Source organism: Edwardsiella piscicida (assembly GCF_021733145.1).
GTDB classification, from domain to species: Bacteria; Pseudomonadota; Gammaproteobacteria; order Enterobacterales; family Enterobacteriaceae; genus Edwardsiella; species Edwardsiella piscicida.
On the sequence record NZ_CP090968.1, the window covers coordinates 2,428,383 to 2,451,973 of the forward strand.

Sequence of the window (23,591 nt, forward strand, 5' to 3'; positions counted from 1 at the left end):
CCGCATCGATCTCGCAACCGTGCGCCCGGCACCGCCGCGATCGCCTGCGGTCACCGGTTTTGGAGCCCGTTTCCCATGCGCTTACCCGCCCTGCTCGGTTCGATACTGGGACTTATGCTGCCCCTGCTCTGTGCGGCGGCGCAGCCGGACACCATCGACGAACGCTACGCCATCGCCCTTCGGGGCGAGGCCAAATACGCCGCGGGCTTTAGCCACGTTGACTATGCCAACCCCGCCGCGCCCAAGGGGGGTACCCTGCGCCTGGCCGCTATCGGCAGCTATGACAACTTTAACCCCTACGCCGCGTACGGCACCCCGGCCATCCGCAGCGCACGGCTGTTCGATACCCTGTTCTGCCCCTCCGCCGATGAGCTCGATAGCGCCTATCCGCTGATCGGTGCCTCGATCCGCTACGATCGCCGCTTCCGCTGGGCTGAGGTGGCCATCAACCCCGACGCCCGCTTTCAGGACCGCACGCCGATCGCCGCCCGGGACGTCGCGTTCAGCTTTCACGCGCTGATGACCCAGGGCCCCGCGGCCTTTCGTCAGCGTTTTCATGGCATTACCCTGCGCCCCCTCTCGCCGTTGACCATACGCATTGAGCAGCCATTCTCCGACAAGGCGCGCATTCTGGCGCTGTTGACCCAGCTGCCGATCCTGCCGCAGCACGCCTGGCATCAACGATCGCTGCGTCATCCTCTCCGCCAGCCGCCCATCGGCAGCGGCCCCTATCGCATCGTCCGCTACCGCCTGGGCCACAGCGTCACCTATCAGCGACTGGCCGACTATTGGGCGGCCAATCTGCCGATCAACCGCGGACGCTATAACCTCGATACCCTGCACTATACCTACTACCCCAGCCAACGGGCGGCGCAGGCGGCCTTTCTGCACGATCGGATCGATGTGTGGCTGGAGACCTCCCCGGCTCGCTGGGCGAGCCAATACCCCCAGCGCCGCGTAGCCCGCGGCGAGATCGTCAAGGCCGATCTTCGCAGCCACGCCGCCCAGGCAACCCGCTGGCTGGCGTTCAATAACCAGCTTCCCCTGTTCCGCGACCGTCGGGTACGCGAAGCCATCTCGCTGGCCTTCGACTTTCCGACGCTCAACCGCCGCCTTTACCACGGCGACTACCGACGCGCCGACAGCTATTTCCAGAACACCCCCTACGCCGCGCACGGCTATCCCAGCGCCGCGGAGCTGCTCTGGCTCGCCCCCCTCAAAGGCGAGGTGCCGGCCGCCGTCTTTCTGTATCGCTACCGCCCGAGCGGCGAGCATACCCTGGCCGACCTGCGGCGAGCCCAGGCGCTGCTGACCCAGGCCGGCTGGCGTCGTCACGGCCCATGGCTGGTCAATCAGGTAGACGGACGGCGCTTTGTCTTCACCCTGCTGCTGCCGTACGGCAGTCGGCTACACTATGTCGTCCCCCTGCGCGATAGCCTGGCCCGCCTGGGGATCGATATGCAGATCCGCGCGGCGCCGCGCGGCCAGTTCAGCCGCCTGGCTCGCCGCCATGCCTTCGGCATGATCCCGCTGATCTACCCGGCGACCCCCTTTCCCTCCCCGGCGCTGCGGGTGCGCTGGGGATCCCGCTACGCCGATGGCCGCGGCAATATCGCCAACGTCCGCGATGGCGCGGTCGACGCGCTGCTGGCCCACATCGCCGCGCAGCAGCGCTCACCCGATGCGCTGCTGGCGTTAGGTCGGGCGCTGGACAGGGTCTTAACGTGGAATGCGTTTATGCTGCCGCTGTGGTATTCCGACCACCGGCATCTCGCCTATTGGAACCGATTTGCGATGCCGGCGCAGCGGCCGCGCTACGGTCTGGGATTGGATTCTTGGTGGTATGACGTCAATCGCGCGGCGCGTCTGCCGCCGCAGGGGAGCGCAGGGGAGCGCAGGGGCCGACGATGTCACAGAAACGCGTGCGCCGCGATAGGCTCTGCGATGGCCACTCCGTCATTCTTCAGACGGCACATCACCGTGCTCTCATCCTCTGGATCGACAAACAGACAGGGCTCGCCGTCAAGCGCAACGATAGTGCAGGCAACGGGCATCTCCTGCAGGGAAAGGTACATATCGCGCATCACCTGCCAGGCACTCTCGCCGCGCTGACTCAACAGCTTCAGGCCGATCAGCCGGTTGGCCGCGCCCTGCGCTTCCGGATCCGGAATCGGCTCGACCTGGACGCCGGTGCGCCCAGACGCCCAGCGGTAGCGCTGCGGCAACCGATGAACTATCGACAGCTGGAGATTGTTCACGTTCATACCCTGATGATAAACACGGCACAATTTTTTCACAAAAAACTCACACCGTAAATGCTGAATCGCGTAAATTCGCGCAAATAACCGATTGACAGCGATTAATTTCATCAGAATTGATTACATATCACCAACATTGTCGATATTCTCGCCGCGCCGACGGCGGGCGAGCCCTTGCGCCGTCAGCGCGCCAGAGGTCGTACGCCGCGCGCCGCATACAGAAAGAGCGCCATTGCCAGGGTGCTGCACAGCGCCATCGACCCGGCCAGCGGCCAGGCGGAGACGATCGGCATCTGCGCCAGCAGCGCCCCGATCAGCGCGCTGAGGCCAAAACGCAGGGTGCCGGCCAGCGAGGCCGCCGTCCCCGCCATGTGGGGAAAGTTATCCAGGATCACCGCCATCGCGTTGGAGGTCACCATGGAAATACAGCCGACATAGGCCGCCACCCCGAGCACCAGCGGCCAAAATCCCAGCGCCAGCAGCACGCAGGCCACCAGCCAGGCTCCCATCACAAACTGCACCAGCAGCCCAACGCGCAGCATCGCCTGCGCACCGTAGCGACGCACGTTACGGCTGTTAATCAGGGTCATCAGAAACAGAAACAGAATATTCAGGGCAAAATAGTAGCCGAAATGCTGCGGGGAGACGCCGTGCAGGTCGATATAGACAAAGGGGCCGGCGCTGAAGAATGAAAACATCCCGGAGAAGGAAAACCCGCTGGCCAGCATATAGCACAGCACGCGACGGTGGCGGAACAGCGCGGCAAAATTGGTCAGGGTGGCATACAGCCGAAACGGCTGACGCCGCTCACGCGGCAGCGTCTCGCGGATAAATAGGGCCACCAGCAGCGTCGCCAGCAGCGCCGCCGCCGCCATCGCCCAGAAAATGGCGTGCCAGCTAAACCACAGCATCAGCGCGCCGCCCAGCAGCGGCGCCAGCAGCGGGGCGATGGTCATCACCAGCACCACAAACGACATCATGCGCGAAAACTCATCCTTACTGAACATATCGCGCATCAGGGCGTTGATCACCACGCTGGCGGCTGCCGCCGCCAGCCCATGCAGCAGACGCAGGGCAATCAGCTGATCGATGCTGTGCGCCAGCGCACAGGCGGCCCCGGTCAGGGCAAACAGGAGGGTACCGAACAGGATCACCGGCTTACGCCCCACGCTGTCGGCCAGCGGGCCGTAAAACAGCTGTCCGCAGGCAAAGCCCAGCGTATAGGCGCTCAGGGTCATCTGCACATCGCCGCCGGACACGCCAAACTGCGCGGCGATGACCGGCAAACTGGGCAGGTACATGTCGATGGCCAGCGGCATCAGCATCGACAGCAGACCCAAGATCAGGATAAGCCTCAGGTGAGACCCGTTTTGCACGCCCGGCTCCTTATGCCTTCGCGGCCATTACGCTGGCCACCTCATCGTCGCTCAGCGCGCGGTACTCGCCCGGCGCTAGCGCCGCATCCAGCGCAATGGCACCGATACGCTCGCGGTGCAGCCCCACCACCCGGTTGCCCACGGCGGCGAACATACGCTTCACCTGATGATAGCGCCCTTCGCTGATGGTCAGACGGACATGATGCTCGTCGAAAGCCTCCAGCTGCGCCGGCTTGGTCAGATCCGTTTCACCGTTCAACAAAATTCCCTCGGCAAACTGCGCCGCAGTCTGCGGCGCTAGCGGCTGCTCCAGCGTCACCAGATAGCTCTTCTCACAGTGGTGGCGCGGCGAGGTGATGCGGTGAGACCACTGCCCGTCGTCCGTCAGCAGCACCAGGCCGGTGGTGTCCAGGTCCAGACGCCCGGCGGCGTGCAGCTTTTCCGCCATCGGTTCATCGATAAAGTAGAGAATGGTGGCATGATCCGGATCGTCCGTCGAGCAGACGTAGCCTTCGGGCTTATGCAGCATGAAATAGCGCGGTCCGGTGATAAACGCCAGCACGTTGCCCTCATAGGCAACCTCCTGATCCGGCGTGACCTGCAGCGACCCGCTGCGGGAGACGACACCATCGACGGTGACGCGCGAAGCCCGCAGCTCGCGGATCACCAGTGAGCGGCTGATCCCCAGCTGCTGGGAAATAAATTTGTCCAGTCTCATGAAACCTGCTCTGTTATAACCAAGGCGAAATAAAAACCGATATCGTCCGCGGCGTTGTCCCGAGCGCGGGCATCTCCCGCTGCCGCGGCGAACCTAGATCGCGCAGTCTACCATAAGGCCCCTATCGCCAGCCATCGCCGCGCAGGAAGCGACGCGCTAGGCTGGATCTCCCGCGCCCGATGGGTAAACTGGAGTCCGTCCGCCGCGCGGACACCCAACGTTCCCCTTCGATTCCGAGGTTACACACTATGTCCGCATCCATTCACGGCCACGACGTCATGCGCATGATGCTTGCCAGCGATACGTCCTATACCCGCGATGCCCTGATCGCCGCCATTGGCCAGCGCTTCGGCGCCGATGCCCGCTTTCACACCTGCTCCGCGGAGGATCTCAGCGCCGCCGAGCTGGTGGATCTGCTGGCCGAACGCGGTAAGTTTGTCCCCGCCGCAGGTGGCTTTACCACCCGCGCGGATAAAATCTGCCGCCACTGATGGCCTTTACCCTGCGGCCGTACCAGCGTGAGGCCGTCGATGCCACGCTGGCCCACTTCCGACGTCACCGAGAGCCGGCGCTGATCGTGCTGCCGACCGGCGCCGGGAAAAGCCTGGTGATCGCCGAACTGGCCCGCCTGGCGCGCGGACGAGTCCTGGTGCTGGCCCACGTTAAAGAGCTGGTGGCCCAAAACCATGCGAAATACCAGGCCTGGGGGCTTGAGGCCGACATTTATGCCGCCGGGCTGAAGCAAAAGGGCAGCCAGGCCAAAGTGGTCTTTGGCAGCGTCCAGTCGGTCGCCCGCAATCTCTCCGACTTCGATGCCGCCTTCTCCCTGCTGATCGTCGATGAGTGTCACCGCATCGGCGATAGCGAGGAGGGACAGTACCAACAGATACTGCAGCATCTGCGCGGCCATAACCCACAGCTGCGGCTACTCGGGCTCACCGCGACCCCCTACCGCCTCGGTAAGGGCTGGATCTACCGCTACCACTATCACGGCATGGTGCGCGGCGACGAGGCGTGTCTGTTTCAGGACTGCATCTACGAGCTGCCGCTGCGCTATATGATCCGCCATGGCTTTCTGGTGCCGCCGGAGCGGCTGGACATGCCGGTGGTACAGTACGACTTCAGCCGTCTGCAGCCGTCGGAGGCCGGGCTCTTCAGCGCCGAGGATCTCAATAGAGAGCTGCGCGATCAGCAGCGCATTACGCCGCACATCGTCAGCCAGATCGAGGAGTATGCGGCCACCCGGCGCGGCGTGATGATCTTCGCCGCCACCGTCGAACACGCCCAGGAGGTACTGGGCCTGCTGCCGACGGGCTGCGCGGCGCTGATCAGTGCGCAGACGCCCCATGACGATCGTGACGCGATCATCCGCGATTTCAAGGCGCAGCGGCTGCGCTACCTGGTCAATGTGGCGGTGCTCACCACCGGCTTTGACGCGCCGCACGTGGATCTGATCGCTATCCTGCGGCCGACGGAGTCCGTCAGTCTATACCAGCAGATCGTCGGGCGCGGCCTGCGCCTGTGCGACGGCAAACAGGACTGTCTGATCCTCGATTACGCCGGTAACCCACACGATCTCTATACGCCCGAAGTCGGCAGCCGCAAGCCCCACGGCGACAGCCAGCCGGTACAGGTGTTCTGCCCCGCCTGTGGCTTTGCCAATACCTTCTGGGGCAAGTGTGACGAGCAGGGCCGTATCGTCGAGCACTACGGGCGGCGCTGCCAGGGTTATTTCGAAGACGACGAAGGGCAACGCGAGCAGTGCGACTATCGATTCCGCTTTAAAAACTGCCCGCAGTGCAATGCGGAAAACGATATCGCCGCCCGCCGCTGCCATCAGTGCGCCGCGCTGCTGGTCGACGCTGACGATATGCTGAAGGCGGCGCTGAGGCTGAAAGATGCGCTGGTGCTACGCTGCGGCGGCATGCAGCTGCGCTGCGGGGAGGATGCCAAGGGCGAGTGGCTGCAGATCACCTACTACGACGAGGACGGTGCCGACGTCAGCGAGCGCTTCCGCCTGACCACCCCGGCCCAGCGCACCGCCTTTGCCCAGCTCTTTCTCCGCCCGCACCAGCGGGCGCCGGGCTGTGAGCTGATCTGGCAGCGGGCGGCCGATATCGTGGCGCAGCGGGATGCCCTGCGCGCACCCGACTTTGTGGTGGCGCGCCGCCGGGGCCAATTCTGGCAGGTTCGGCAAAAAGTATTTGACTATCAGGGGCGTTTTCGCAAGGCGAACCAGCTGCGCGGCTAATTTATTTGCCGTCCCTGCGCGGATCGGCTAGAATGCCGCCCGCCTTGTTAAGGGTGTTAACCTAAGACTGGCGCACGATATCCCGTCTGCTGCTGGGTCGCCTGTAGCAGGCTTCATTTTTTTAAAGAGATAGATCAATGTTCACGATCAACGCTGAAGTACGTAACGAGCAGGGTAAGGGTGCGAGCCGCCGCCTGCGCACCGCCGGCAAATTCCCGGCAATCGTTTATGGTGGTAGCGAAGCCGCGCTGTCCGTTACCCTGGACCACGACACCACCATGAACATGTCTGAAAAAGACGGTTTCTACACCGACATTCTGACGCTGTCCGTTGACGGCAAAGAGATCAAAGTGAAGATTCAGGCGGTACAGCGTCATCCGTACAAGCCGAAAATCACGCACATCGACTTCGTTCGCGCTTAATCGCCCGTTCGCGTCAGATGATAAAAAAAAACGCCGCTCTGCGGCGTTTTTTTTATGCTTCTCGCGGGAAAAAGGCGCGTTGCTCGCGCCCTTCGCCGCTAACGCGCGCCGCCGTTACGCTGCAGCTGATCGCGCAGGTTAGGCGGAGTCCCCTTGATCGTCAGGGTATCGGTCTGCGCATCCCAAAAGACACGCTCCCCCAGCAGCAGGGCATCAAAGTTAATCGTCAGTCCCCCGCCGCTGCCGGCAAACTTGGTCAGCTGACGCAGCGTACTGCGATCCGCGGGGAAGCTCTCCTCCAGCGCGTAGTCGCGCTCGGCGGTGAACTGCTGAAAGTCCATCTCCCCAACGCTGGGGATCTCCCGCGACAGCGCCTCCAGCGCGATATCCTCCCCCGCCTGCAGCTGTTCGTTACAGTAATCATACACCTGCTGACGGCAGGCCTGGCGCTCGTTTTTATCCAGCTGACCTTCGCTACAGTAATCGCTCACCGCCTGCAGCAGGCCGCGGTTCTGCACCTTCGTATCCAGCCCCGCCTGGGCGCCTAAAAAATCCATAAAGAAATCGGCTACCTTGCGCCCAACCCGCCCTTTCAGGTACGAGAGGTAGCGCTGGGACTGCGGGTTGGTCTCCCATTCGGTCATATCGATACGCGCGACGATGTCGGCATGCATAATGTCCAGGTAATGGGTGGTGCTCAGATCCAGTCGTTCGTTCACCCGCATGCTGCTGCAGTTATTGAGCACCGCGACCAGCAGATAATCTACCGCCAGATAGCGATACTGGCAGAACAGCACGATCCCGCCCTCTGCAAACGGATATTTGGCCAGCTCGTCGCGCAGGCGACCGGTCGCCGCACGGCTAAACTCCAGGAAGCTATCCTCTCCCTTGCGGTAGTGAGTCAGCGCCTGCGCCAGCTCGCTCTCCGGGTTAAAGGTGCCATACGCCTTGCTTTTGGCGCTGTAGACCCGGTGTAGCTCCGCCATCATCTCATCGACGGCGGCACTCTTTTCCAGCAACGAGTCGCGCAGCACCACATCCAACTGCTGCTCATCGCGTTTAACCAATTGATGCAGTGCGATGTTCTCCAGATCCAGACTCATTGTTTGCTCCTGTTGTCCTCAGCCTGATACAGGCGCGTATTCAAGCACCGTTGTCGGGCACCCGCAAGCGCCTTTGTCCGCCGCTGCGCCTCCCCGTGCATAAAAGAGCAGAAAATCACGCGCCTATCGGGTAATATGGTTGACTTTGTAAGTCATCGACGGTCACTTTTTATGCCACAATCATCCCGTTACAGCGATCAGCGCGTTGAACAATTGCTCTCTGAACTGGTTAACGTATTAGAATCGCAGCATGCGCCCACCGATCTCTCCCTGATGGTGCTGGGCAATATGGTAACTAACCTGATTAACACCAGCGTCGCACCGGCGCAGCGCAGCATGATCGCTCGCTCCTTTGCCGATGCGCTGCAGGCTTCCATTCGGGAAGATAAAGCCCACTGACCCTTCGGGTACAGAGATTCGACGGAAACAGACAGAATTTATGGTAACGAACCGTCAGCGCTATCGTGAAAAAGTCTCCCAGATGATCAGCTGGGGGCACTGGTTCGCCCTGTTCAATATTCTGCTGGCGCTGCTGCTGGGCAGCCGTTATCTGTTTATTGCCGACTGGCCAGCGACCCTGGCCGGGCGTATCTATGCCATCGTCAGCTGGCTCGGCCACTTCAGCTTTCTGGGGTTTGCCGCCTATCTGCTGACGCTGTTTCCGTTAACCTTTATTGTGATGTCGCAGCGTCTGCTGCGCTTCCTTTCCGCGGCGCTGGCCACCGCCGGGCTGACCCTGCTGCTGATCGACTCCGAGGTCTTCACCCGCTTCCACCTGCACCTTAACCCGCTGGTCTGGGAGCTGGTCGTCAACCCCGCGCAGGGGGAGCTTTCCCGCGACTGGCAGCTGATGTTTATCTGTGTGCCGGTGCTGTTTCTGATCGAGATGCTGTTCGGCACCTGGAGCTGGCAAAAGCTGCGTAGCCTCAACCGGCAAACCTTTGGCAAGCCGCTGGCGCTGGTGTTTATCGTCTCATTCCTGGCCTCGCACCTGATCTACATCTGGGCGGATGCCAACTTCTACCGCCCCATCACCATGCAGCGCGCCAATCTGCCGCTCTCTTATCCGATGACGGCGCGACGCTTCCTGGAAAAACACGGGCTGTTAAACGCGCAGGCCTATCAGGAACGGCTGATCCGCACCGGTAATCCAGAGGCGCTGGCCATCGAGTACCCGCTGGGCGAGCTGAGCTACAGCGATAAAGGCGCCGGGCTCAACCTGCTGGTGGTGGTCGCCGACGGCCTGCGGGCCGATGCGCTGCCGCAGACCATGCCGGCGCTGGCTGCCTTCGGCGCCCAGAACCTGCGCTTTACCCACCATTACAGCACCGGCAACGCCGTCGACAGCGGGCTGTTTGGCCTGTTTTACGGCATCTCGCCCAGCTACCTGGACAGTATTCTGGCCGGGCGTAAGTCGTCGGCGCTGATCGGCGCGCTGGCGCACCAGCACTATCAGTTTGGCCTGTTCTCATCGGACGGCTTCAAGGCGCCGCTGTATCGCCAGGCGCTGTTCAGCGACTTTACCCTGCCCGCGCCGCAGAAACAGAGCGATGCCGCTACGGTGCGGCAGTGGGAAACCTGGCTGGATACCCAGACCTCCACCCATCCGTGGTTTGCCTACGTCAATCTGAACGGCGCCGCCGCCGCGGACGACGGCGGAACGCTGTCGGCCAGCCGCTATCAGCGCGCGGCCCAGCAGCTGGATGGTCAGATTGCGGCAATGCTCGACGCCCTCCGCGCACGCCAGGCGCTGAAGAACACCGTGGTGGTGATCACCGGCAGCCACGGCGTAGCGCTGGACGGCGAGGATCGCGCCGGCGGCGACTACAGCCGCGCCCGACTGCAGGTGCCGCTGATCATCCACTGGCCGGGCACCTCGCCGCAGTCCATCGCCAAGATGACCAATCATGAAGATATCATGGCGACCCTGATGCAGCGTTTGCTGCACGTCGACAGCCGGGCCGCCAACTACACCCAGGGCGAGGATCTGTTTGCCGCCGTGCGCCGTCACGATTGGCTGACGCTGGGCAACGGCGGCGATCTGGTTATCGTTACCCCGCAGCAAACCATCGTGCTCAACCGTAACGGCACCTACCGCGCCTACGATCGCGACAACCGTGAGCTGACGGGCGAACGGCTGCAGCTACCCCTGCTGCTACAGGTGTTGACCGACGTGAAGCGCTTTATTGCCAACTAGCCGTGTGTCGAGCCACGCCGAGTGCGATCCGCGCTATCGATGAGCACCAAACCGGGCGCGGCGCAGGGAAAATATCGCGCCATCGCGCAATACCACGACAAAAGGCGGCCGATTGCCTAAAACAACGGCAAACGGTGCGATCACGGCTTGCAAATGTCAGAAAAAAAGGTAGTATACACAACCAGTTCGGCACGTAGCGCAGCCTGGTAGCGCACTGTCATGGGGTGTCAGGGGTCGGAGGTTCAAATCCTCTCGTGCCGACCAAAATTCCCTAAAAAAACCAACCTCTGCGGTTGGTTTTTTTACGTCTGCATCTTTGTGGGCGCACTCCCCTCTACAGCGGCACCCGCCGCGTTTCCGCGATCCTGGCCATATCTCCATCGTCCAACTCGGCCCGCGAACGACGCCGCGGCCTCACGGCGGCGGCGGGCTCCAGCGATAGTGATTACGCCCGGCCCCTTTAGCCTGATACAGCGCACCGTCCACCCGCGCCACAAAGTGCGCCAGCGTTTCACCGGCCGCATAGATCCCCACGCCGATGCTTACGGTCAGCCCACGCTGCTCGGTAATCCGCACCATGCTGGCCTGCTGCTGCAAGCGCGCCGCACGCGCCTCTAGCCACGCCCGATCCTCGCTCTCCAGGATCACGGCAAACTCCTCGCCGCCGATGCGGGCCGGAAAGGCCGAGCCGACAAACTCGCTGTGCAGCAGGCGGCCAAACTGACACAGCACCCGGTCGCCGACGGCATGGCCAAACTCATCGTTAATCTGTTTAAAGTGGTCAAGATCGATGATAAACAGAGAGAAGTGACGCGGCAGCGGCTGCGACATCAGGCTGGAGTAAAAATGGCGCCGGTTGGGGAGCCCGGTCAGGTCGTCAAACAGCGCCAGGTAGCGTAGCCGCCCCCGCACCCGAGCAAGGTAACGCAGGGTACAGATGCCGCCCCAGGCGCACATCACCATGCCGATAGCGCGCAGTACGTCCTCCAGATTACCGAGCCACACCGGCTGCTGGACTATCTCATCCAGCAGATCCAGCACCCCGCTCAGTATCCACAGGGTCAGACCGCCGTTCAACACCCAATAGGAGCGGCGATCCAGCGCGGAAAACTGCACCGCGACCAGCATCAGCAAGACGGTCAGGTACTCCACCAGCTCCAGCGAAAAGGCAAAACCATTAAAGCGCTGTGCCGGATAGTGCGGCAGAGACAGCAGGTGCAGCATGACCAGCAGCAGCAGCAGTAGTGCAAGCGACAGCAGATACAGCGCCCGCAGCCGGGTAAAGCCGCGCCGCGGCAGCATCGAATCGCTATATTCCGCCATGGAACGCTGGCGCCTGTCGCCGAAAAGATCCCTCATCCCCTGCAGCCTCATGGTGGAGTAACCGTTAGATACACTTTTAATCTATTGAAATTATTATATATATTTAGTTAAACTCTATCATGATAACTATAGTTAGCAAGCCGCAGATTGACAACCTCTTTTCATCTGCGCGCGGCGAGGCGAGCGCGGTGGGAAGACGCCCTGGGCTGGGAAGCACGGGAAGAAGGCGCGGGCGGCGTGACGGACGCCACGCCGCAGAGAGAGAGATGATTAGGCGTGGGTAAAGGCGCGTTTGCCGGCAAACTGCGCCGCGGCCCCCAGCGCATCTTCAATGCGCATCAGCTGATTGTATTTTTCAATCCGTTCGCCGCGGCACGGCGCGCCGGTTTTCAGGTGGCCCGCGCGCAGCCCGACGGTCATGTCGGCGATAAAGCTATCCACGGTTTCACCGCTGCGGTGAGAGATAAAGGTGCCCCAGCCATGGCTATGGCACAGCTGTACCGCGGCGATGGTCTCACTCAGGCTGCCTATCTGGTTCAGCTTAATCAACGCCGCGTTGGCCGCCGCCTCATCGATGCCACGCTGGATATAGCGTACGTTGGTGACAAACAGATCGTCACCCACCAGCTCAATCCGCTGTCCCAGACGCGCATTCAGGTGACGCCACCCCTCCCAGTCGTTTTCCGCCAGTCCATCCTCCAGCAGCACGATGGGGAACGCATCCAGCAGCGTGGCATAGTAATCGGTCATCTCCTGCGCGTCGAGCTGACGCCCCTCGCTGCGTAGATGGTAGCGCCCATCCTGATAGAACTCGCTGGACGCCGGATCCATGCAGATCACAATATCCTCCCCCGGGCGATAGCCGGCACGTTCAATGGCCTGGACGATCAGCGCCAGAGGCTCACGGTTCGAGCTGACGCGCGGCGCAAATCCGCCCTCATCGCCGACGCCGGTGCTCAGGCCGGCATCCAGCAGAACCTGACGCAGCGCCTGGTAAACCTCGCTGCCCCAGCGTACCGCTTCGCGCAGCGATGATGCGCCCCAGGGCGCGATCATATACTCTTGAAAATCCGCCCCCTGCCAGCGCGCGTGTACTCCGCCGTTGATGATATTCATGCAGGGGACCGGCAGCAGCGTCGCTCCCAGACCGCCGATATAGCGATACAGCGGCTGCTGGGTAAGCTGGGCCGCCAGGCGCGCGCAGGCCAGGGAGACGCCCAAAATCGCGTTGGCCCCCAGCGCCGATTTATTATCGCTGCCGTCCAACGCCAGCATGCGGGCGTCCAGCGCCGCCTGCTCACGCACGTCAATCCCCTGCAGGGCGCTGCGGATCGGGCCGTTAACGTGCGCGATCGCCCGCAGCACGCCGCGACCGCCAAAGCGTCCCGGATCGCCGTCGCGCAGCTCTACCGCCTCGCGCGATCCTGTGCTGGCGCCGGAGGGCACCGATGCGCGCGCCCATGCGCCGCCCTGCGCCATCACATCCACTTCTACCGTCGGGTTTCCGCGCGAATCCAGGATCTCCCGAGCCACGAGACTCTCGATTAAAAAGCTCATGCTGTCCTCCCGCCCTTAAAGGTGTTTAACCAGAACGTCGGTCTCAAGACCATTGATAAAATCGAACGAGGTAGAAACAAATTTGGCCAGCGCGCGATTATGGTGACCCAGCATCAATAAGTCGACCTGCTGACGGGTAACGAACTCACGCAGATCGTCCAGCGCATCCATGGAAACGATCTGCTCGGCATCGATCGGGTAGTCCTGCTGGTGCACCAGCGACATCAGCACCTGACGGGCATCATTAAGGCTCTGCTGCTCCATCCGCGTCAGATTGACATCCAGCATGCCGCGCAGCGCGGCCAGATCGCCGCTGATATGCCCCAGCGTCAGCTGGGCATCGTTTTGCCGGGCAACCTGACAGGCATGCGGCAGCAGCCGCTCACCGTCGTGGCGGCCATGAATCAAAACCAGAACATGGTGATATATTTTCATTGGGAAACCTCATTTCACATCAGGTGGGCGCCGATCCAAGGAAGGATCTCTTTCTTACGGCTCAGCATGCCGGGCAGCGCCTGTACGGGAAGCGACGTACCGTCGCGGGCGACGCGATAAAGGTCGGTATGACGGCGACGGATATCGCTGACCGCCAGCATCACGTAGTCCAGCGCCTGCTCGCGGCAGCGCTGTCGCATGCAGGCCAGCAACGGTGCCAGCTGGTCGGAAAGTTGCGTGGGCGAGGCGACCTCGAGCTGCGCCACCTCCAGGGTATAGGCGCCAACCACGAAGCGCTTGAGATCTTTCTCCAGCAGCCCCTCGGGGGTATAGCCATCCAGGCAGGTCTTTGCCGCCAGCAGGCCATCCAGGAAGGTCTTATCATCGAGGTCGCTCAGCGGGATCAGCGCGGCGACCGCGCGGCGATCCGCCTCGGTCGTGGTAGCAGAAATCAGGCCGACGGTATCGCTCAGAATAGCGCCCAGCAGCAGCGTGGACTGGCGCCGATCCGGCACCATGGCGTACTCCTGGGTCATGATCTGCCACAGCAGGGTTGCCGTACTGCCCACCCGGCGGATCCAGGCATCGATCGGGTCGGCGCTGGTCAACGAGCCTAGCCGGTGGTGGTCGATCAGCCCCAGCAGACGGCACGCCGTCAGCCCCGCGGGCCCCTGTTCGGCGTCGCTGAAATCGACCAGCCAAACATCCCGGCCATCCAGCGGCTCCGTCAGCGGCGCCGGCGCATCACACCCGGCCTGCTGCAGAATATAGGCCGTCTCATGGTTTATCTCGCCCAGGCGCCAGGCCGTCGCGGGCAGGCCGCGCGCCGTCAGCCACTGGGCGGTCACCAGCGCGCTGCAGATGCTGTCACTGTCGGGGTATTTATGGCCAAAAACGTAGATCATCTCTCCTCCGTCACGATCGAATAGCCACAGGGAGTAGGCACAAGCGCAGAAAAAAAAGCAGCACTGATGCCGCCGTTCCCGTGGAACGGTTGTCATCAGGCGTCATCATCCGTAATCAGATTACGGCGGTTGGAATAGGGGTGGCACGCCATCACTCGGGGTTAGCTAACCCGTTTTGCCGGGCGATGGCAAGGGAGAGAGTATTACAAAGCGTGTCCGCCGGCGGGCTCCGGCCGCCGACAGGCGTCGCACAGCGCGGGCCATACCGCCATGGTCGCGGCCACGATCGCCTGCAGATCGGCGCAGTCAGCGCCTTCGCGAGCCCGCACCGACATCCCCTGGATCACGCAGCACAGGTAGCGCGCCAGCCCCTGTGCGTCGCTGTGCGCCGGCAGCTCTCCCTGCGCCTGACGCAGCTGGAGAAAACGGGCCAGCATCGCCTCCTGTACCGGCTGACGGCTCTTCAGCACCTGGCTGACCTTATCCGAACAGCGGGTCTGCACCATCGAGGCGCAGATGATAAAGCAGCCGCTGGGCGTATCGCCGCTGGTAAAGCAGTTTGCCGTCACGCTCAGGTAGTTGTGAATCGTCTCGGCCAGCGGCAGCGTCACGTTAAACAGCAGACGGTCGTACTTGTCCTCGTTACAGGCGGTGTAGTACTCCACCACGGCACGAAACAGCCCCTCTTTGTTCTCAAACTCGGCGTACAGCGTCGGCGCCTTGGCACCGGTGGCCTCCACCAGATCCGCAAGGGAGGTGGCTTCATAGCCCTGACGCCAAAACAACTCTAGCGCCTTACGCAGCGCCACTTCCCTGTCAAACACCTTTGGACGGCCGCGCCCGGCGCGCTTACAGGATGTATGTTCAGTTGCCATTCCCTTTTCTACACCTCACTGACTGGATCTCACGCTAAAGGTAGCCCTCCGCCCCTGAATATGCAAACCGCGGCGCACCGGGAGTGCAGGCGGAAAAAGGGACGCGGACGCCCTGCGCGGACATCAATATCTTTTTGTTAACAAACATAGAGTTAACAAATTTATTAATAAGCGTTAATAAAAAGTGTTGACGCCGCTTTGGCGACGGAATTACCATTAAATTAACGATCGTTAAAATAATAGATAAACGACGCCGTATACCATAGCGTCACTGCGATCGTAACCGTGATGACACGTCAACGCATTCATGTCCCCAGGCGATGCCCGCCCGCGCCGTGTCACCGACCATCGCACAAAAAAGTAAGGTGATTGCCATGTACAATACCGATTTTATCAGCGCACTGCGCACCTGGATCGACAGCAACGTTGCCGCTATCTCATCCCTTGACGACGTGGCGGCACGCGCCGGTTACTCCAAATGGCACCTGCAGCGCATGTTTAAAGCGCACACCGGCGTTCGGCTGGGGGAGTATATCCGCAATAAAAAGCTGGATGAATCGGCCCGTCGGCTAAAAGTCTGCCAGGGTTCGATTCTCGACATCGCCCTGTCGATGGGCTTTGACTCCCAACGCTCCTTTACCCGCTCTTTCAAGCGGCGCTTTGACGTGACGCCGGGCGTATGGAAGAAAGAGGTGACGGCGGGAAAACCGCTGGATCGCGCCGCCTGAACGGCGGCGGCGATCGGCCCGTCGCAGACACAGTCTCACCACTGTCTCCGCGACGGGTTATTCTGACACACCGAATGGCTTAGCGCCCTTCGGTACGCCCTTTACCCTGCTCGGCCGGACGGCGCGGGCGGCGATTCTGCCCCTGACGCGGCGCCGCGTTACGCGGTCCCTCCGCGCGACGCCCCTGCCCCGGACGCTCCGTACGACCGCTGTTCTGACGCCCACCCTGGCGGCCATTCTGAATCGGCTCAGCCTTAATGGTCGGATCCGGCTCATAGCCCTCAATGGCCATGCGCGGAATCGGGCGCTTCAGCAGGCGTTCGATATCGCGCAGCAGCTTATGCTCATCCACGCAGACCAGCGACAGCGCCTCACCGGTCGCCTGGGCCCGCCCGGTGCGGCCGATACGGTGCACGTAGTCCTCCGGCACGTTGGGCAGCTCATAGTTCACCACGTAAGGCAGCTGATCGATATCCAGGCCGCGCGCGGCGATATCCGTCGCCACCAGCACCCGAATATCACCGCTCTTAAAGTCCGCCAGCGCGCGGGTACGTGCGCCCTGGCTTTTGTTGCCGTGGATCGCCGCCGCGCTGATGCCGTCTTTATTCAGCTGCTCCGCCAGGTGGTTAGCGCCGTACTTGGTACGGGTGAAAACCAGCACCTGACGCCAGTCCCGGGTGCCGATCAGGAAAGAGAGCAGCTCGCGCTTACGCTTCTTATCCACCAGATGCACGTGCTGCGTCACCAGCTCTGACGCGGTATTGCGGCGCGCCACTTCCACCTCGGCCGGGTTATGCAGCAGCGACGCCGCCAGCGCCTTGATCTCATCGGAGAAGGTGGCGGAAAACAGCAGGTTCTGCCGCTTGGCCGGCAGGCGAGCCAGCACGCGGCGAATGTCGTGAATAAAGCCCATATCCAGCATCCGATCGGCTTCATCCAGCACCAGGATCTCGACCTGAGACAGATCCACCGCATTCTGATGGGCCAGATCCAGCAGACGCCCCGGCGTCGCCACCAGCACATCCACGCCGCCGCGCAGCTTCATCATCTGCGGGTTAATGCTCACGCCGCCGAACACCACCAGCGACCGCAGCGGCAGATGACGGCTGTACTCGCGTACGTTTTCACCGATCTGCGCCGCCAGCTCGCGGGTCGGCGTCAGGATCAGCGCCCGCACCGGGCGGCGTCCCTTACCATTTTTGGGATTCTGGTGCAGCAGCTGCAGCAGCGGCAGCGTAAAGCCGGCGGTCTTACCGGTGCCGGTCTGGGCACTGGCCATCAGATCGCGACGCTGCAGCACCAGGGGAATGGCCTGCTGCTGGATTGGGGTCGGATCACGATAGCCCTGCTCTTCCACAGCGCGTAACAGTTCGGCACACAGGCCAAGGGAATCAAAAGACATGAAAAACTCCAGACCCGCCCGCTCCCTGTGCTACAGGGATGCAGTTTCCGGACAGGCGTATCAGACGAGGCAAAGCAAGAATTACCACGAGGACAGGCACAAACTGCAGGTACATAATTGGCGTACAGTGTAACAGCATACGCCCGCGCTGTCTGCTCCCCATTGCGCTCCCGTCATCCGCTTTACAGCGGCGAAAAAAGCGCCTAAAGTTAATCAATCATATGATTGACTTTTAACGAGGTCGCGATGAAAACGCCCCGCGCCAACGAGGCGCTGGCCAGCGCAACGCCCCGCGGCGAACAGGCGCGCCAGGCCCTGATCGATGCCGGGCTGACCCTGTTTGCACAGCGGGGACTGGAGGGCGCTACCACCCGCGATATCGCGCTGGCCGCTGGGCAGAATATCGCCGCCATCACCTACTACTTTCACTCCAAGCAGGGGCTCTATCTGGCCGTCGCCCAGTGGATTGCCGATACCCTTAACGCCAGCTTTCACCCCCTGCGCACGGAGTGTGAGCGCTTTCTGAGTCGGTCCGACGCAACGCCGCAGGCCTACCTGGCGCTGATCCAGCGCGCCATCGCTCACCTGTGTCACCTGATGACCCAGCCGCAGACCCTGCACCTGAGCCAGATTATCTCTCGGGAGCAGATGCTGCCCAGCGCCGCCTCGCCCATTCTGCACGATCAGTTTATTTCGCCGCTGCACACCCTGATGACCCATCTGGTGGCCGGCTATGCCGGGCTAGACGCGACGCAGCCAACGGCGGCGCTGCACACCCATGCGCTGCTCGGCCAGGTGCTGGCCTTTCGCATGGCGCGTGAAACCATACTGAACCGCACCGGCTGGCCCCAGATAGGCCCGGCCCAGGCGCAGGCGATCCATGAGGTCGTGCAGCTGCACACCGAGCTGCTGATGAACGGGCTGCGTCAACGCGGCGCCGTCGGGAACGTGAGGAAAACATCATGAATAAAAGGCGCATCACAGGCGTGGTCATCGGCGTCGTACTGGTTGCCCTGGCCGCCGCGGGATATTACTACTACCGTAGCCAACAGGATCAGCCGCTGACGCTGTACGGCAACGTCGATATCCGCACCGTCGATCTCGGGTTCCGCGTCAGCGGCCGTCTGGCATCCCTGAGCGTCGATGAGGGTGCCGCGGTAAAACCGGGGATGCTGCTGGGTCGACTGGATGACGCCCCCTATGTCAACGCCCTGAACGAGGCACGCGCCAACGCCGCCGCCGCGCAGGCCAACCTCGCGCTGCTGCAGGCCGGCTACCGTAGCGAAGAGATAGCCCAGGCCCAGGCGGCCGTCGCCCAGGCCGACGCCAACTACCGCTATGCCCAGAGCTTCCTCGATCGTCAGCAGGGGCTGTGGGCCAGCCGCGCCGTATCGGCCAACGAACTGGACAGTGCGCGCACCAACCGCAACCAGGCGCGCGCCCAGCTGCAGCAGGCACGCGATAAGCTGGCGCAGTACCAGGCCGGTAACCGCCCGCAGCAGATAGAACAGGCCCAGGCTCAGCTGCAGCAGGCCCAGGCCGCTCAGGCGCAGGCCGAGCTGAACCTGCACGACACCGCGCTGTTCGCGCCCTCCGCCGGTACGGTAATGACCCGCGCCGTCGAACCAGGCACCATGCTGGCCGCCGGAAACACGGTATTCAGCGTTGCCCTGACCCGCCCGGTCTGGGTGCGCGCCTATGTCGACGAGACCCACCTGAACCAGGCCATTCCCGGTACCCAAATCGACCTGTATATCGACGGCCGCCGCCAGCCCTACCATGGCACCATCGGGTTCGTCTCCCCGACCGCCGAGTTTACGCCAAAAACCGTGGAAACCCCGGAGCTGCGCACCGCGCTGGTCTATCGCCTGCGCGTGATCGTCAACGACGCCGACGATGCGCTGCGCCAGGGAATGCCGGTCACCCTGCGCTTTGCCCCGGCGCAGCGCTAGCGGAGCCGATCATGGAGAGCCGCTATATTACGCTGGAGGGGCTGGAGAAACGCTTTGACGGGCTGGATCGCCCGGCGGTGGCCAGCCTGACGATCCGCATCGCCAGCGGCGCCGTCATGGGGCTGGTCGGGCCGGACGGCGCCGGCAAAACCACGCTGATGCGCATCCTGGCCGGACTGCTGAAGCCCAGCGCCGGGCACGTCAGCGTCGTCGGTCTCGATCCCCTCCGTCAGGATCGCCAGTTGCACGCCATCCTGGGCTATATGCCGCAGAAGTTTGGCCTGTATGAAGATTTAACGGTGATGGAGAACCTGAACCTGTACGCCTCGCTGCGCGGCGTCATCGGCGCCGAGCGTCAGCGTACCTTTGCGCGGCTGCTGGCGTTTACCTCGCTGGCGCCCTTCACCGATCGCCTGGCCGGCAAGCTCTCCGGCGGCATGAAGCAGAAGCTGGGGCTGGCCTGTACCCTGATAGGATCGCCGCAGGTGCTGCTGCTGGACGAGCCGGGCGTCGGGGTCGATCCCATCTCGCGCCGAGAGCTATGGCGTATGGTACACACCCTGGCCGACGACGGGATGCTGATCCTGTGGAGCACCTCCTATCTGGACGAAGCCGAACAGTGCCGGGAGGTGCTGCTGCTCAACGAAGGGCGCCTGCTGTACAGCGGCGCCCCGCAGCAGCTGACCCAGCGCATGGCCGGGCGTACGCTCCTGCTGCGCGCGCCCGGCGTCTCCCACCGCCGTCTGCTGCAGCGGGCCATCACCCTGCCGATGGTCAGCGACGGCGTGATCCAGGGGCAATACCTGCGCCTGATCCTGCGGGCGGGCTGCGACCATCGGCAGATCCCCGCGGCGCTCGGCCTCGCCCAGGCCGAGCTGCAGGAGGCCGAGCCACGCTTTGAAGACGCCTTTATCGATCTGCTGGGCGGCGGGCCGCACCAGGCCTCGGCGCTGGCCGACATCATGCCGCAGGTCGACGCCGACCCCGCGCAGACGGTGATCGAGGCGCAGGCGCTGACCAAGAAGTTCGGCAGCTTCGCCGCCACCGACCACGTCGACTTTCAGGTCAAGCGCGGTGAAATCTTCGGCCTGCTTGGCCCCAACGGCGCGGGCAAGTCCACCACCTTCAAGATGATGTGCGGTCTGCTGGTGCCCACCAGCGGCCACGCGCTGGTGCTCGACATGGATCTGAAGACGGACTCCGGACGAGCGCGCCAGCACCTGGGCTATATGGCCCAAAAATTTTCACTGTACGGTAATCTAACCGTCGCCCAGAACCTGACCTTCTTCTCCGGGGTCTACGGCCTGCGCGGTAAGCGCCAGCGCGCCAAAATCGCCGACATGACCCGGGCGTTCAACTTCACGCCGATCCTGAACCAAACGCCGGATGCGCTGCCGCTGGGCTTCAAACAGCGCCTGGCGCTCTCCTGCGCCCTGATGCATGAGCCGGATATCCTGTTTCTGGATGAGCCCACCTCCGGCGTCGATCCGCTGACCCGGCGCGAATTCTGGCTGCACATCAACGGCATGGTGGATAAAGGGGTGACCGTGATGGTCACCACCCATTTTATGGACGAGGCGGAGTACTGCGACCGCATCGCGCTGGTCTACCACGGACAGATCATCGCCAGCGGATCGCCGGACGACCTCAAGGCTCGCATCGCCAGCGACGATAACCCCAATCCGACCATGGAGCAGGCCTTCATCGAGCTGGTGCAGGCCTACGACCGGGAGCATGCCCATGGCTGACAGCGCAACCCACTTCTCCTGGCGCCGTCTGCGCGCCCTGTGCCGGAAAGAGAGCGCCCAGATCGTGCGCGACCCCAGCAGCCTGCTGATCGCGGTGGTGATCCCGCTGCTGCTGCTGTTTATCTTTGGCTACGGCATCAACTTGGACTCCAGCCGCCTGCGCGTCGGCATTCTGCTGGAGCAGCAGACCCCACAGGCGCGCGATCTGGCCGATACCTTTACCGGCTCCCCCTATATCGACGCCACCGTCAGCGACGATCGGCGGCAGCTGACCGCCATGCTGCAGGCCGGGCAAATCCGCGGCATGGTGGTGATCCCGGTCGACTTCGCCGCGCGCCTGCTGCGCACTCAGGATGTGGCACCGATCCAGGTGATCACCGACGGCAGCGAGCCCAACACCGCCAACTTCGTCCGCGGCTACACCGAAGGGGTCTGGCAGATCTGGCTGCAGCAGCACGCCCAGATGCACGGTCAGCCTTATCAGCCGCCCATCGACATACAGATGCGCTACTGGTTTAACCCTGCCGCCATCAGCCAGCACTTTATCATTCCCGGCGCGATCACCATTATCATGACCGTGATCGGCGCGATCCTCACGTCGCTGGTGATCGCCCGCGAATGGGAGCGCGGCACCATGGAGGCCCTGCTCTCCACCCAGGTCACCCGCACGGAGCTGCTACTCTCCAAGCTGCTGCCCTATTATGTGCTGGGCATGCTGGCGATGGGGCTGTGCATGGTGGTGGCGGTCTTCATCATGGGCGTGCCGTTTCGCGGCTCGCTGCCGATCCTGTTCGCCATGACCAGCCTGTTTATGGCCAGCACCCTGGGGATGGGACTGCTGATCTCCACCGTCACGCGCAACCAGTTCAACGCGGCGATGATCGCCCTTAACGCGGCCTTCCTACCGGCGGTGATGCTCTCCGGCTTCGTGTTTGAAATCGACAGCATGCCGGCCATCGTGCGCGCGGTGACCTACGTCATTCCGGCACGCTACTTCGTCAGTACGCTGCAGTCCCTGTTTTTGGCGGGCAATATCACCAGCGTACTGATGGTTAACCTGGCCTTTATGCTGGCATCAGCGCTGGTTTTCATCGGTCTAACCGCCCTGAAAACCCGGCGGCGGCTGGACTGAGGAGGAGAAGAGCATGCTGCACCGTCTGCTGACCCTGATAGTCAAAGAGCTGCAGTCCCTGCTGCGCGACCCGCAGACCCGAACCATTCTGGTGGTGCCGGTGCTGATGCAGGTGCTGCTGTTTCCCTTTGCCGCGACCCTCAACGTCACCAACGCCACCATCGCGGTATACAGCGAAGACAGCGGCCCACTCTCCGTCGAGTTGACCCAGCGGCTGGCCAAGGCCAGCGCCTTCTCCCAGGTGATCCTGCTGCACAGCCCGCAGGCGATCGCGCCGACCATCAACGACCAGCGCGCGCTGCTGCTGGTGCGCTTTCCGGCCAACTTCAGCCGCGATCTGCTGAGCGGAAAACCGAGCGCGCTGCAGCTGATCCTCGACGGCCGCAGCTCCAACAGCGCCCAGATCGCCGCCAACTACGTACAGCAGATCGTCAGCGACTACCAGCAGGAGCTAATGCGCGCGCGCGGCCAGCCCCCCTTGGTCAACAGCGCGCTGATCGTCCGCAACTGGTATAACCCCAACCTGGACTACAAGTGGTTCGTCGTGCCCTCGCTGATCGCCCTGATCGCCACCATCGGCGTGATGATCGTCACCTCGCTGTCGGTGGCGCGCGAGCGGGAGCAGGGAACCCTGGAGCAGCTGCTGGTCTCGCCGCTGAACACCGGACAAATCTTCATCGGCAAAGCGGTGCCGGCGATGATCGTCGCCACCTTCCAGGCAACCCTGGTGCTGCTGATCGGGATCTTTGGCTATCAAATCCCCTTTGCCGGCTCCCTGTGGCTGTTTTACTTCACCCTGCTGGTGTATGGGCTGTCGCTGGTGGGCTTTGGGCTATTTATCTCCTCGCTGTGCGCAACCCAGCAGCAGGCGTTTATCGGCGTCTTCGTCTTCATGATGCCGGCCATCCTGCTGTCCGGCTACGTCTCCCCGGTGGAGAACATGCCGCTCTGGCTGCAGCACGTGACCTGGATTAACCCGATCCGCCACTTTACCGACATCACCAAGCAGCTGTACCTCAAAAACGTCGGCTTTAGCGTGATCTGGCACAGCCTGTGGCCGCTGCTGGTGATCACCGTCACCACCGGCGGCGCCGCCTATGCCATGTTCCGGCGTAAAATAGCCTGAATGCGCGGGGCCGGCGCGGGGCAGATGTCAGCGCCCGTCCCCCTTGCTATACTGCGCACAGCGTTTTTCTTGACTGACAGGAT

21 protein-coding genes, 1 tRNA gene, 1 pseudogene and 1 riboswitch are annotated in these 23,591 nt (G+C 62.7%); of the genes and pseudogenes, 13 read left to right on the plus strand and 10 right to left on the minus strand.

Features of this window, described 5'->3' with window-relative positions; genetic code table 11:
* Positions 1-114 precede the first annotated feature (114 nt).
* Positions 115-1,878: pseudogene (locus L1P05_RS11010) on the plus strand (extracellular solute-binding protein); the annotation flags it as partial.
* 32 nt (positions 1,879-1,910) lie between these two features.
* On the opposite strand, the gene L1P05_RS11015 reads toward L1P05_RS11010, so the two are convergent.
* The 3 genes from L1P05_RS11015 to rsuA form a co-directional block, all read right to left on the minus strand.
* The gene (locus L1P05_RS11015; RefSeq protein ID WP_034167927.1) at positions 1,911-2,258 is read right to left on the minus strand and encodes a YejG family protein; all 348 of its coding nucleotides are present in this window, start codon (positions 2,256-2,258) and stop codon (positions 1,911-1,913) included.
* A 182-nt stretch (positions 2,259-2,440) separates the two neighbouring features.
* Entirely contained in the window at positions 2,441-3,583 is a 1,143-nt protein-coding gene (locus L1P05_RS11020) for a Bcr/CflA family multidrug efflux MFS transporter (protein ID WP_231295909.1), read from the minus strand.
* A gap of 61 nt (positions 3,584-3,644) precedes the next feature.
* The gene (rsuA, locus tag L1P05_RS11025; protein WP_012849143.1) at positions 3,645-4,352 is read right to left on the minus strand and encodes a 16S rRNA pseudouridine(516) synthase RsuA; all 708 of its coding nucleotides are present in this window, start codon (positions 4,350-4,352) and stop codon (positions 3,645-3,647) included.
* A gap of 248 nt (positions 4,353-4,600) precedes the next feature.
* On the opposite strand from rsuA, the gene L1P05_RS11030 reads away from it, so the two are divergent.
* The 3 genes from L1P05_RS11030 (at position 4,601) to rplY (ending at position 7,025) form a co-directional block, all read left to right on the plus strand.
* Positions 4,601-4,843, plus strand: coding sequence for a YecH family metal-binding protein (locus L1P05_RS11030; RefSeq protein ID WP_012849144.1), 243 nt, complete (start codon positions 4,601-4,603; stop codon positions 4,841-4,843).
* Positions 4,843-6,603, plus strand: coding sequence for a DNA repair helicase RadD (gene radD, locus L1P05_RS11035; protein ID WP_012849145.1), 1,761 nt, complete (start codon positions 4,843-4,845; stop codon positions 6,601-6,603). Before L1P05_RS11030 ends, radD begins: the two co-directional genes overlap by 1 nt.
* A gap of 137 nt (positions 6,604-6,740) precedes the next feature.
* Positions 6,741-7,025, plus strand: coding sequence for a 50S ribosomal protein L25 (gene rplY, locus L1P05_RS11040; RefSeq protein ID WP_012849146.1), 285 nt, complete (start codon positions 6,741-6,743; stop codon positions 7,023-7,025).
* A 98-nt stretch (positions 7,026-7,123) separates the two neighbouring features.
* Here the strand turns inward: rplY and yejK are convergent, their stop codons facing one another.
* Positions 7,124-8,128 (minus strand): nucleoid-associated protein YejK, encoded by a 1,005-nt coding sequence (gene yejK, locus L1P05_RS11045; protein WP_012849147.1) that lies wholly within the window; start codon positions 8,126-8,128, stop codon positions 7,124-7,126.
* Positions 8,129-8,299: 171 nt separating this feature from the next.
* On the opposite strand from yejK, the gene L1P05_RS11050 reads away from it, so the two are divergent.
* The 3 genes from L1P05_RS11050 to L1P05_RS11060 all read left to right on the plus strand — a co-directional run bounded on the left by L1P05_RS11050 (position 8,300) and on the right by L1P05_RS11060 (position 10,589).
* Positions 8,300-8,527, plus strand: coding sequence for a YejL family protein (locus L1P05_RS11050; RefSeq protein WP_012849148.1), 228 nt, complete (start codon positions 8,300-8,302; stop codon positions 8,525-8,527).
* A gap of 40 nt (positions 8,528-8,567) precedes the next feature.
* On the plus strand, positions 8,568-10,325 hold the full coding sequence (gene yejM, locus L1P05_RS11055; protein WP_012849149.1) for an LPS biosynthesis-modulating metalloenzyme YejM: 1,758 nt from the start codon (positions 8,568-8,570) through the stop codon (positions 10,323-10,325).
* A 187-nt stretch (positions 10,326-10,512) separates the two neighbouring features.
* Positions 10,513-10,589: transfer RNA gene (locus L1P05_RS11060), tRNA-Pro, on the plus strand.
* Positions 10,590-10,739: 150 nt separating this feature from the next.
* Here the strand turns inward: L1P05_RS11060 and L1P05_RS11065 are convergent.
* The 5 genes from L1P05_RS11065 to corR form a co-directional block, all read right to left on the minus strand.
* Positions 10,740-11,648: a GGDEF domain-containing protein gene (locus L1P05_RS11065; RefSeq protein WP_012849150.1), complete on the minus strand. Its 909-nt coding sequence runs from the start codon at positions 11,646-11,648 to the stop codon at positions 10,740-10,742.
* Between the two features lie 270 nt (positions 11,649-11,918).
* Positions 11,919-13,205: a phosphopyruvate hydratase gene (gene eno, locus L1P05_RS11070; RefSeq protein WP_012849151.1), complete on the minus strand. Its 1,287-nt coding sequence runs from the start codon at positions 13,203-13,205 to the stop codon at positions 11,919-11,921.
* 15 nt (positions 13,206-13,220) lie between these two features.
* On the minus strand, positions 13,221-13,640 hold the full coding sequence (locus L1P05_RS11075) for a universal stress protein (RefSeq protein WP_012849152.1): 420 nt from the start codon (positions 13,638-13,640) through the stop codon (positions 13,221-13,223).
* 14 nt (positions 13,641-13,654) lie between these two features.
* The gene (locus L1P05_RS11080; RefSeq protein ID WP_012849153.1) at positions 13,655-14,545 is read right to left on the minus strand and encodes a DHH family phosphoesterase; all 891 of its coding nucleotides are present in this window, start codon (positions 14,543-14,545) and stop codon (positions 13,655-13,657) included.
* 89 nt (positions 14,546-14,634) lie between these two features.
* A riboswitch (Fluoride riboswitch) is annotated at positions 14,635-14,710 on the minus strand.
* 38 nt (positions 14,711-14,748) lie between these two features.
* On the minus strand, positions 14,749-15,420 hold the full coding sequence (corR, locus tag L1P05_RS11085) for a copper stress response transcriptional regulator CorR (RefSeq protein WP_012849154.1): 672 nt from the start codon (positions 15,418-15,420) through the stop codon (positions 14,749-14,751).
* A gap of 374 nt (positions 15,421-15,794) precedes the next feature.
* On the opposite strand from corR, the gene L1P05_RS11090 reads away from it, so the two are divergent.
* Positions 15,795-16,148 carry a helix-turn-helix domain-containing protein gene (locus tag L1P05_RS11090; protein WP_015461890.1) on the plus strand — a complete coding sequence of 118 codons (354 nt, stop codon included), beginning with the start codon at positions 15,795-15,797 and terminating at the stop codon, positions 16,146-16,148.
* Positions 16,149-16,227: 79 nt separating this feature from the next.
* Here L1P05_RS11090 and rhlE read toward each other — a convergent pair whose 3' ends face one another.
* On the minus strand, positions 16,228-17,550 hold the full coding sequence (rhlE, locus tag L1P05_RS11095; RefSeq protein ID WP_012849157.1) for an ATP-dependent RNA helicase RhlE: 1,323 nt from the start codon (positions 17,548-17,550) through the stop codon (positions 16,228-16,230).
* A 246-nt stretch (positions 17,551-17,796) separates the two neighbouring features.
* Here rhlE and L1P05_RS11100 point away from each other — a divergent pair, with 246 nt between their 5' ends.
* Genes L1P05_RS11100 through L1P05_RS11120 form a run of 5 tightly spaced genes read left to right on the plus strand, consistent with a single transcriptional unit; the run spans position 17,797 to position 23,508 of the window.
* The gene (locus tag L1P05_RS11100) at positions 17,797-18,516 is read left to right on the plus strand and encodes a CerR family C-terminal domain-containing protein (RefSeq protein ID WP_012849158.1); all 720 of its coding nucleotides are present in this window, start codon (positions 17,797-17,799) and stop codon (positions 18,514-18,516) included.
* Positions 18,513-19,502 (plus strand): secretion protein HlyD, encoded by a 990-nt coding sequence (hlyD, locus tag L1P05_RS11105; protein WP_012849159.1) that lies wholly within the window; start codon positions 18,513-18,515, stop codon positions 19,500-19,502. The genes L1P05_RS11100 and hlyD overlap by 4 nt, the downstream gene beginning before the upstream one ends.
* Positions 19,503-19,513: 11 nt before the next feature.
* Entirely contained in the window at positions 19,514-21,250 is a 1,737-nt protein-coding gene (locus tag L1P05_RS11110; RefSeq protein WP_012849160.1) for an ATP-binding cassette domain-containing protein, read from the plus strand.
* The gene (locus L1P05_RS11115; protein ID WP_012849161.1) at positions 21,243-22,382 is read left to right on the plus strand and encodes an ABC transporter permease; all 1,140 of its coding nucleotides are present in this window, start codon (positions 21,243-21,245) and stop codon (positions 22,380-22,382) included. The genes L1P05_RS11110 and L1P05_RS11115 overlap by 8 nt, the downstream gene beginning before the upstream one ends.
* A gap of 13 nt (positions 22,383-22,395) precedes the next feature.
* Positions 22,396-23,508 (plus strand): ABC transporter permease, encoded by a 1,113-nt coding sequence (locus L1P05_RS11120; RefSeq protein ID WP_012849162.1) that lies wholly within the window; start codon positions 22,396-22,398, stop codon positions 23,506-23,508.
* Positions 23,509-23,591 lie beyond the last annotated feature (83 nt).

Coding starts and splice junctions, on each gene's coding strand:
- rplY (WP_012849146.1), top strand. CDS start 6,741: ATGTTCACGATCAACGCTGAAGTACGTAACGAGCAGGGTAAGGGTGCG.
- L1P05_RS11100 (WP_012849158.1), top strand. CDS start 17,797: ATGAAAACGCCCCGCGCCAACGAGGCGCTGGCCAGCGCAACGCCCCGC.
- yejM (WP_012849149.1), top strand. CDS start 8,568: ATGGTAACGAACCGTCAGCGCTATCGTGAAAAAGTCTCCCAGATGATC.
- L1P05_RS11120 (WP_012849162.1), top strand. CDS start 22,396: ATGCTGCACCGTCTGCTGACCCTGATAGTCAAAGAGCTGCAGTCCCTG.
- L1P05_RS11020 (WP_231295909.1), bottom strand. CDS start 3,583: ATGCTGATGCCGCTGGCCATCGACATGTACCTGCCCAGTTTGCCGGTC.
- yejK (WP_012849147.1), bottom strand. CDS start 8,128: ATGAGTCTGGATCTGGAGAACATCGCACTGCATCAATTGGTTAAACGC.
- L1P05_RS11050 (WP_012849148.1), top strand. CDS start 8,300: ATGCCACAATCATCCCGTTACAGCGATCAGCGCGTTGAACAATTGCTC.
- corR (WP_012849154.1), bottom strand. CDS start 15,420: ATGGCAACTGAACATACATCCTGTAAGCGCGCCGGGCGCGGCCGTCCA.
- eno (WP_012849151.1), bottom strand. CDS start 13,205: ATGAGCTTTTTAATCGAGAGTCTCGTGGCTCGGGAGATCCTGGATTCG.
- hlyD (WP_012849159.1), top strand. CDS start 18,513: ATGAATAAAAGGCGCATCACAGGCGTGGTCATCGGCGTCGTACTGGTT.
- L1P05_RS11080 (WP_012849153.1), bottom strand. CDS start 14,545: ATGATCTACGTTTTTGGCCATAAATACCCCGACAGTGACAGCATCTGC.
- rhlE (WP_012849157.1), bottom strand. CDS start 17,550: ATGTCTTTTGATTCCCTTGGCCTGTGTGCCGAACTGTTACGCGCTGTG.
- L1P05_RS11115 (WP_012849161.1), top strand. CDS start 21,243: ATGGCTGACAGCGCAACCCACTTCTCCTGGCGCCGTCTGCGCGCCCTG.
- radD (WP_012849145.1), top strand. CDS start 4,843: ATGGCCTTTACCCTGCGGCCGTACCAGCGTGAGGCCGTCGATGCCACG.
- rsuA (WP_012849143.1), bottom strand. CDS start 4,352: ATGAGACTGGACAAATTTATTTCCCAGCAGCTGGGGATCAGCCGCTCA.
- L1P05_RS11110 (WP_012849160.1), top strand. CDS start 19,514: ATGGAGAGCCGCTATATTACGCTGGAGGGGCTGGAGAAACGCTTTGAC.
- L1P05_RS11065 (WP_012849150.1), bottom strand. CDS start 11,648: ATGGCGGAATATAGCGATTCGATGCTGCCGCGGCGCGGCTTTACCCGG.
- L1P05_RS11030 (WP_012849144.1), top strand. CDS start 4,601: ATGTCCGCATCCATTCACGGCCACGACGTCATGCGCATGATGCTTGCC.
- L1P05_RS11075 (WP_012849152.1), bottom strand. CDS start 13,640: ATGAAAATATATCACCATGTTCTGGTTTTGATTCATGGCCGCCACGAC.
- L1P05_RS11090 (WP_015461890.1), top strand. CDS start 15,795: ATGTACAATACCGATTTTATCAGCGCACTGCGCACCTGGATCGACAGC.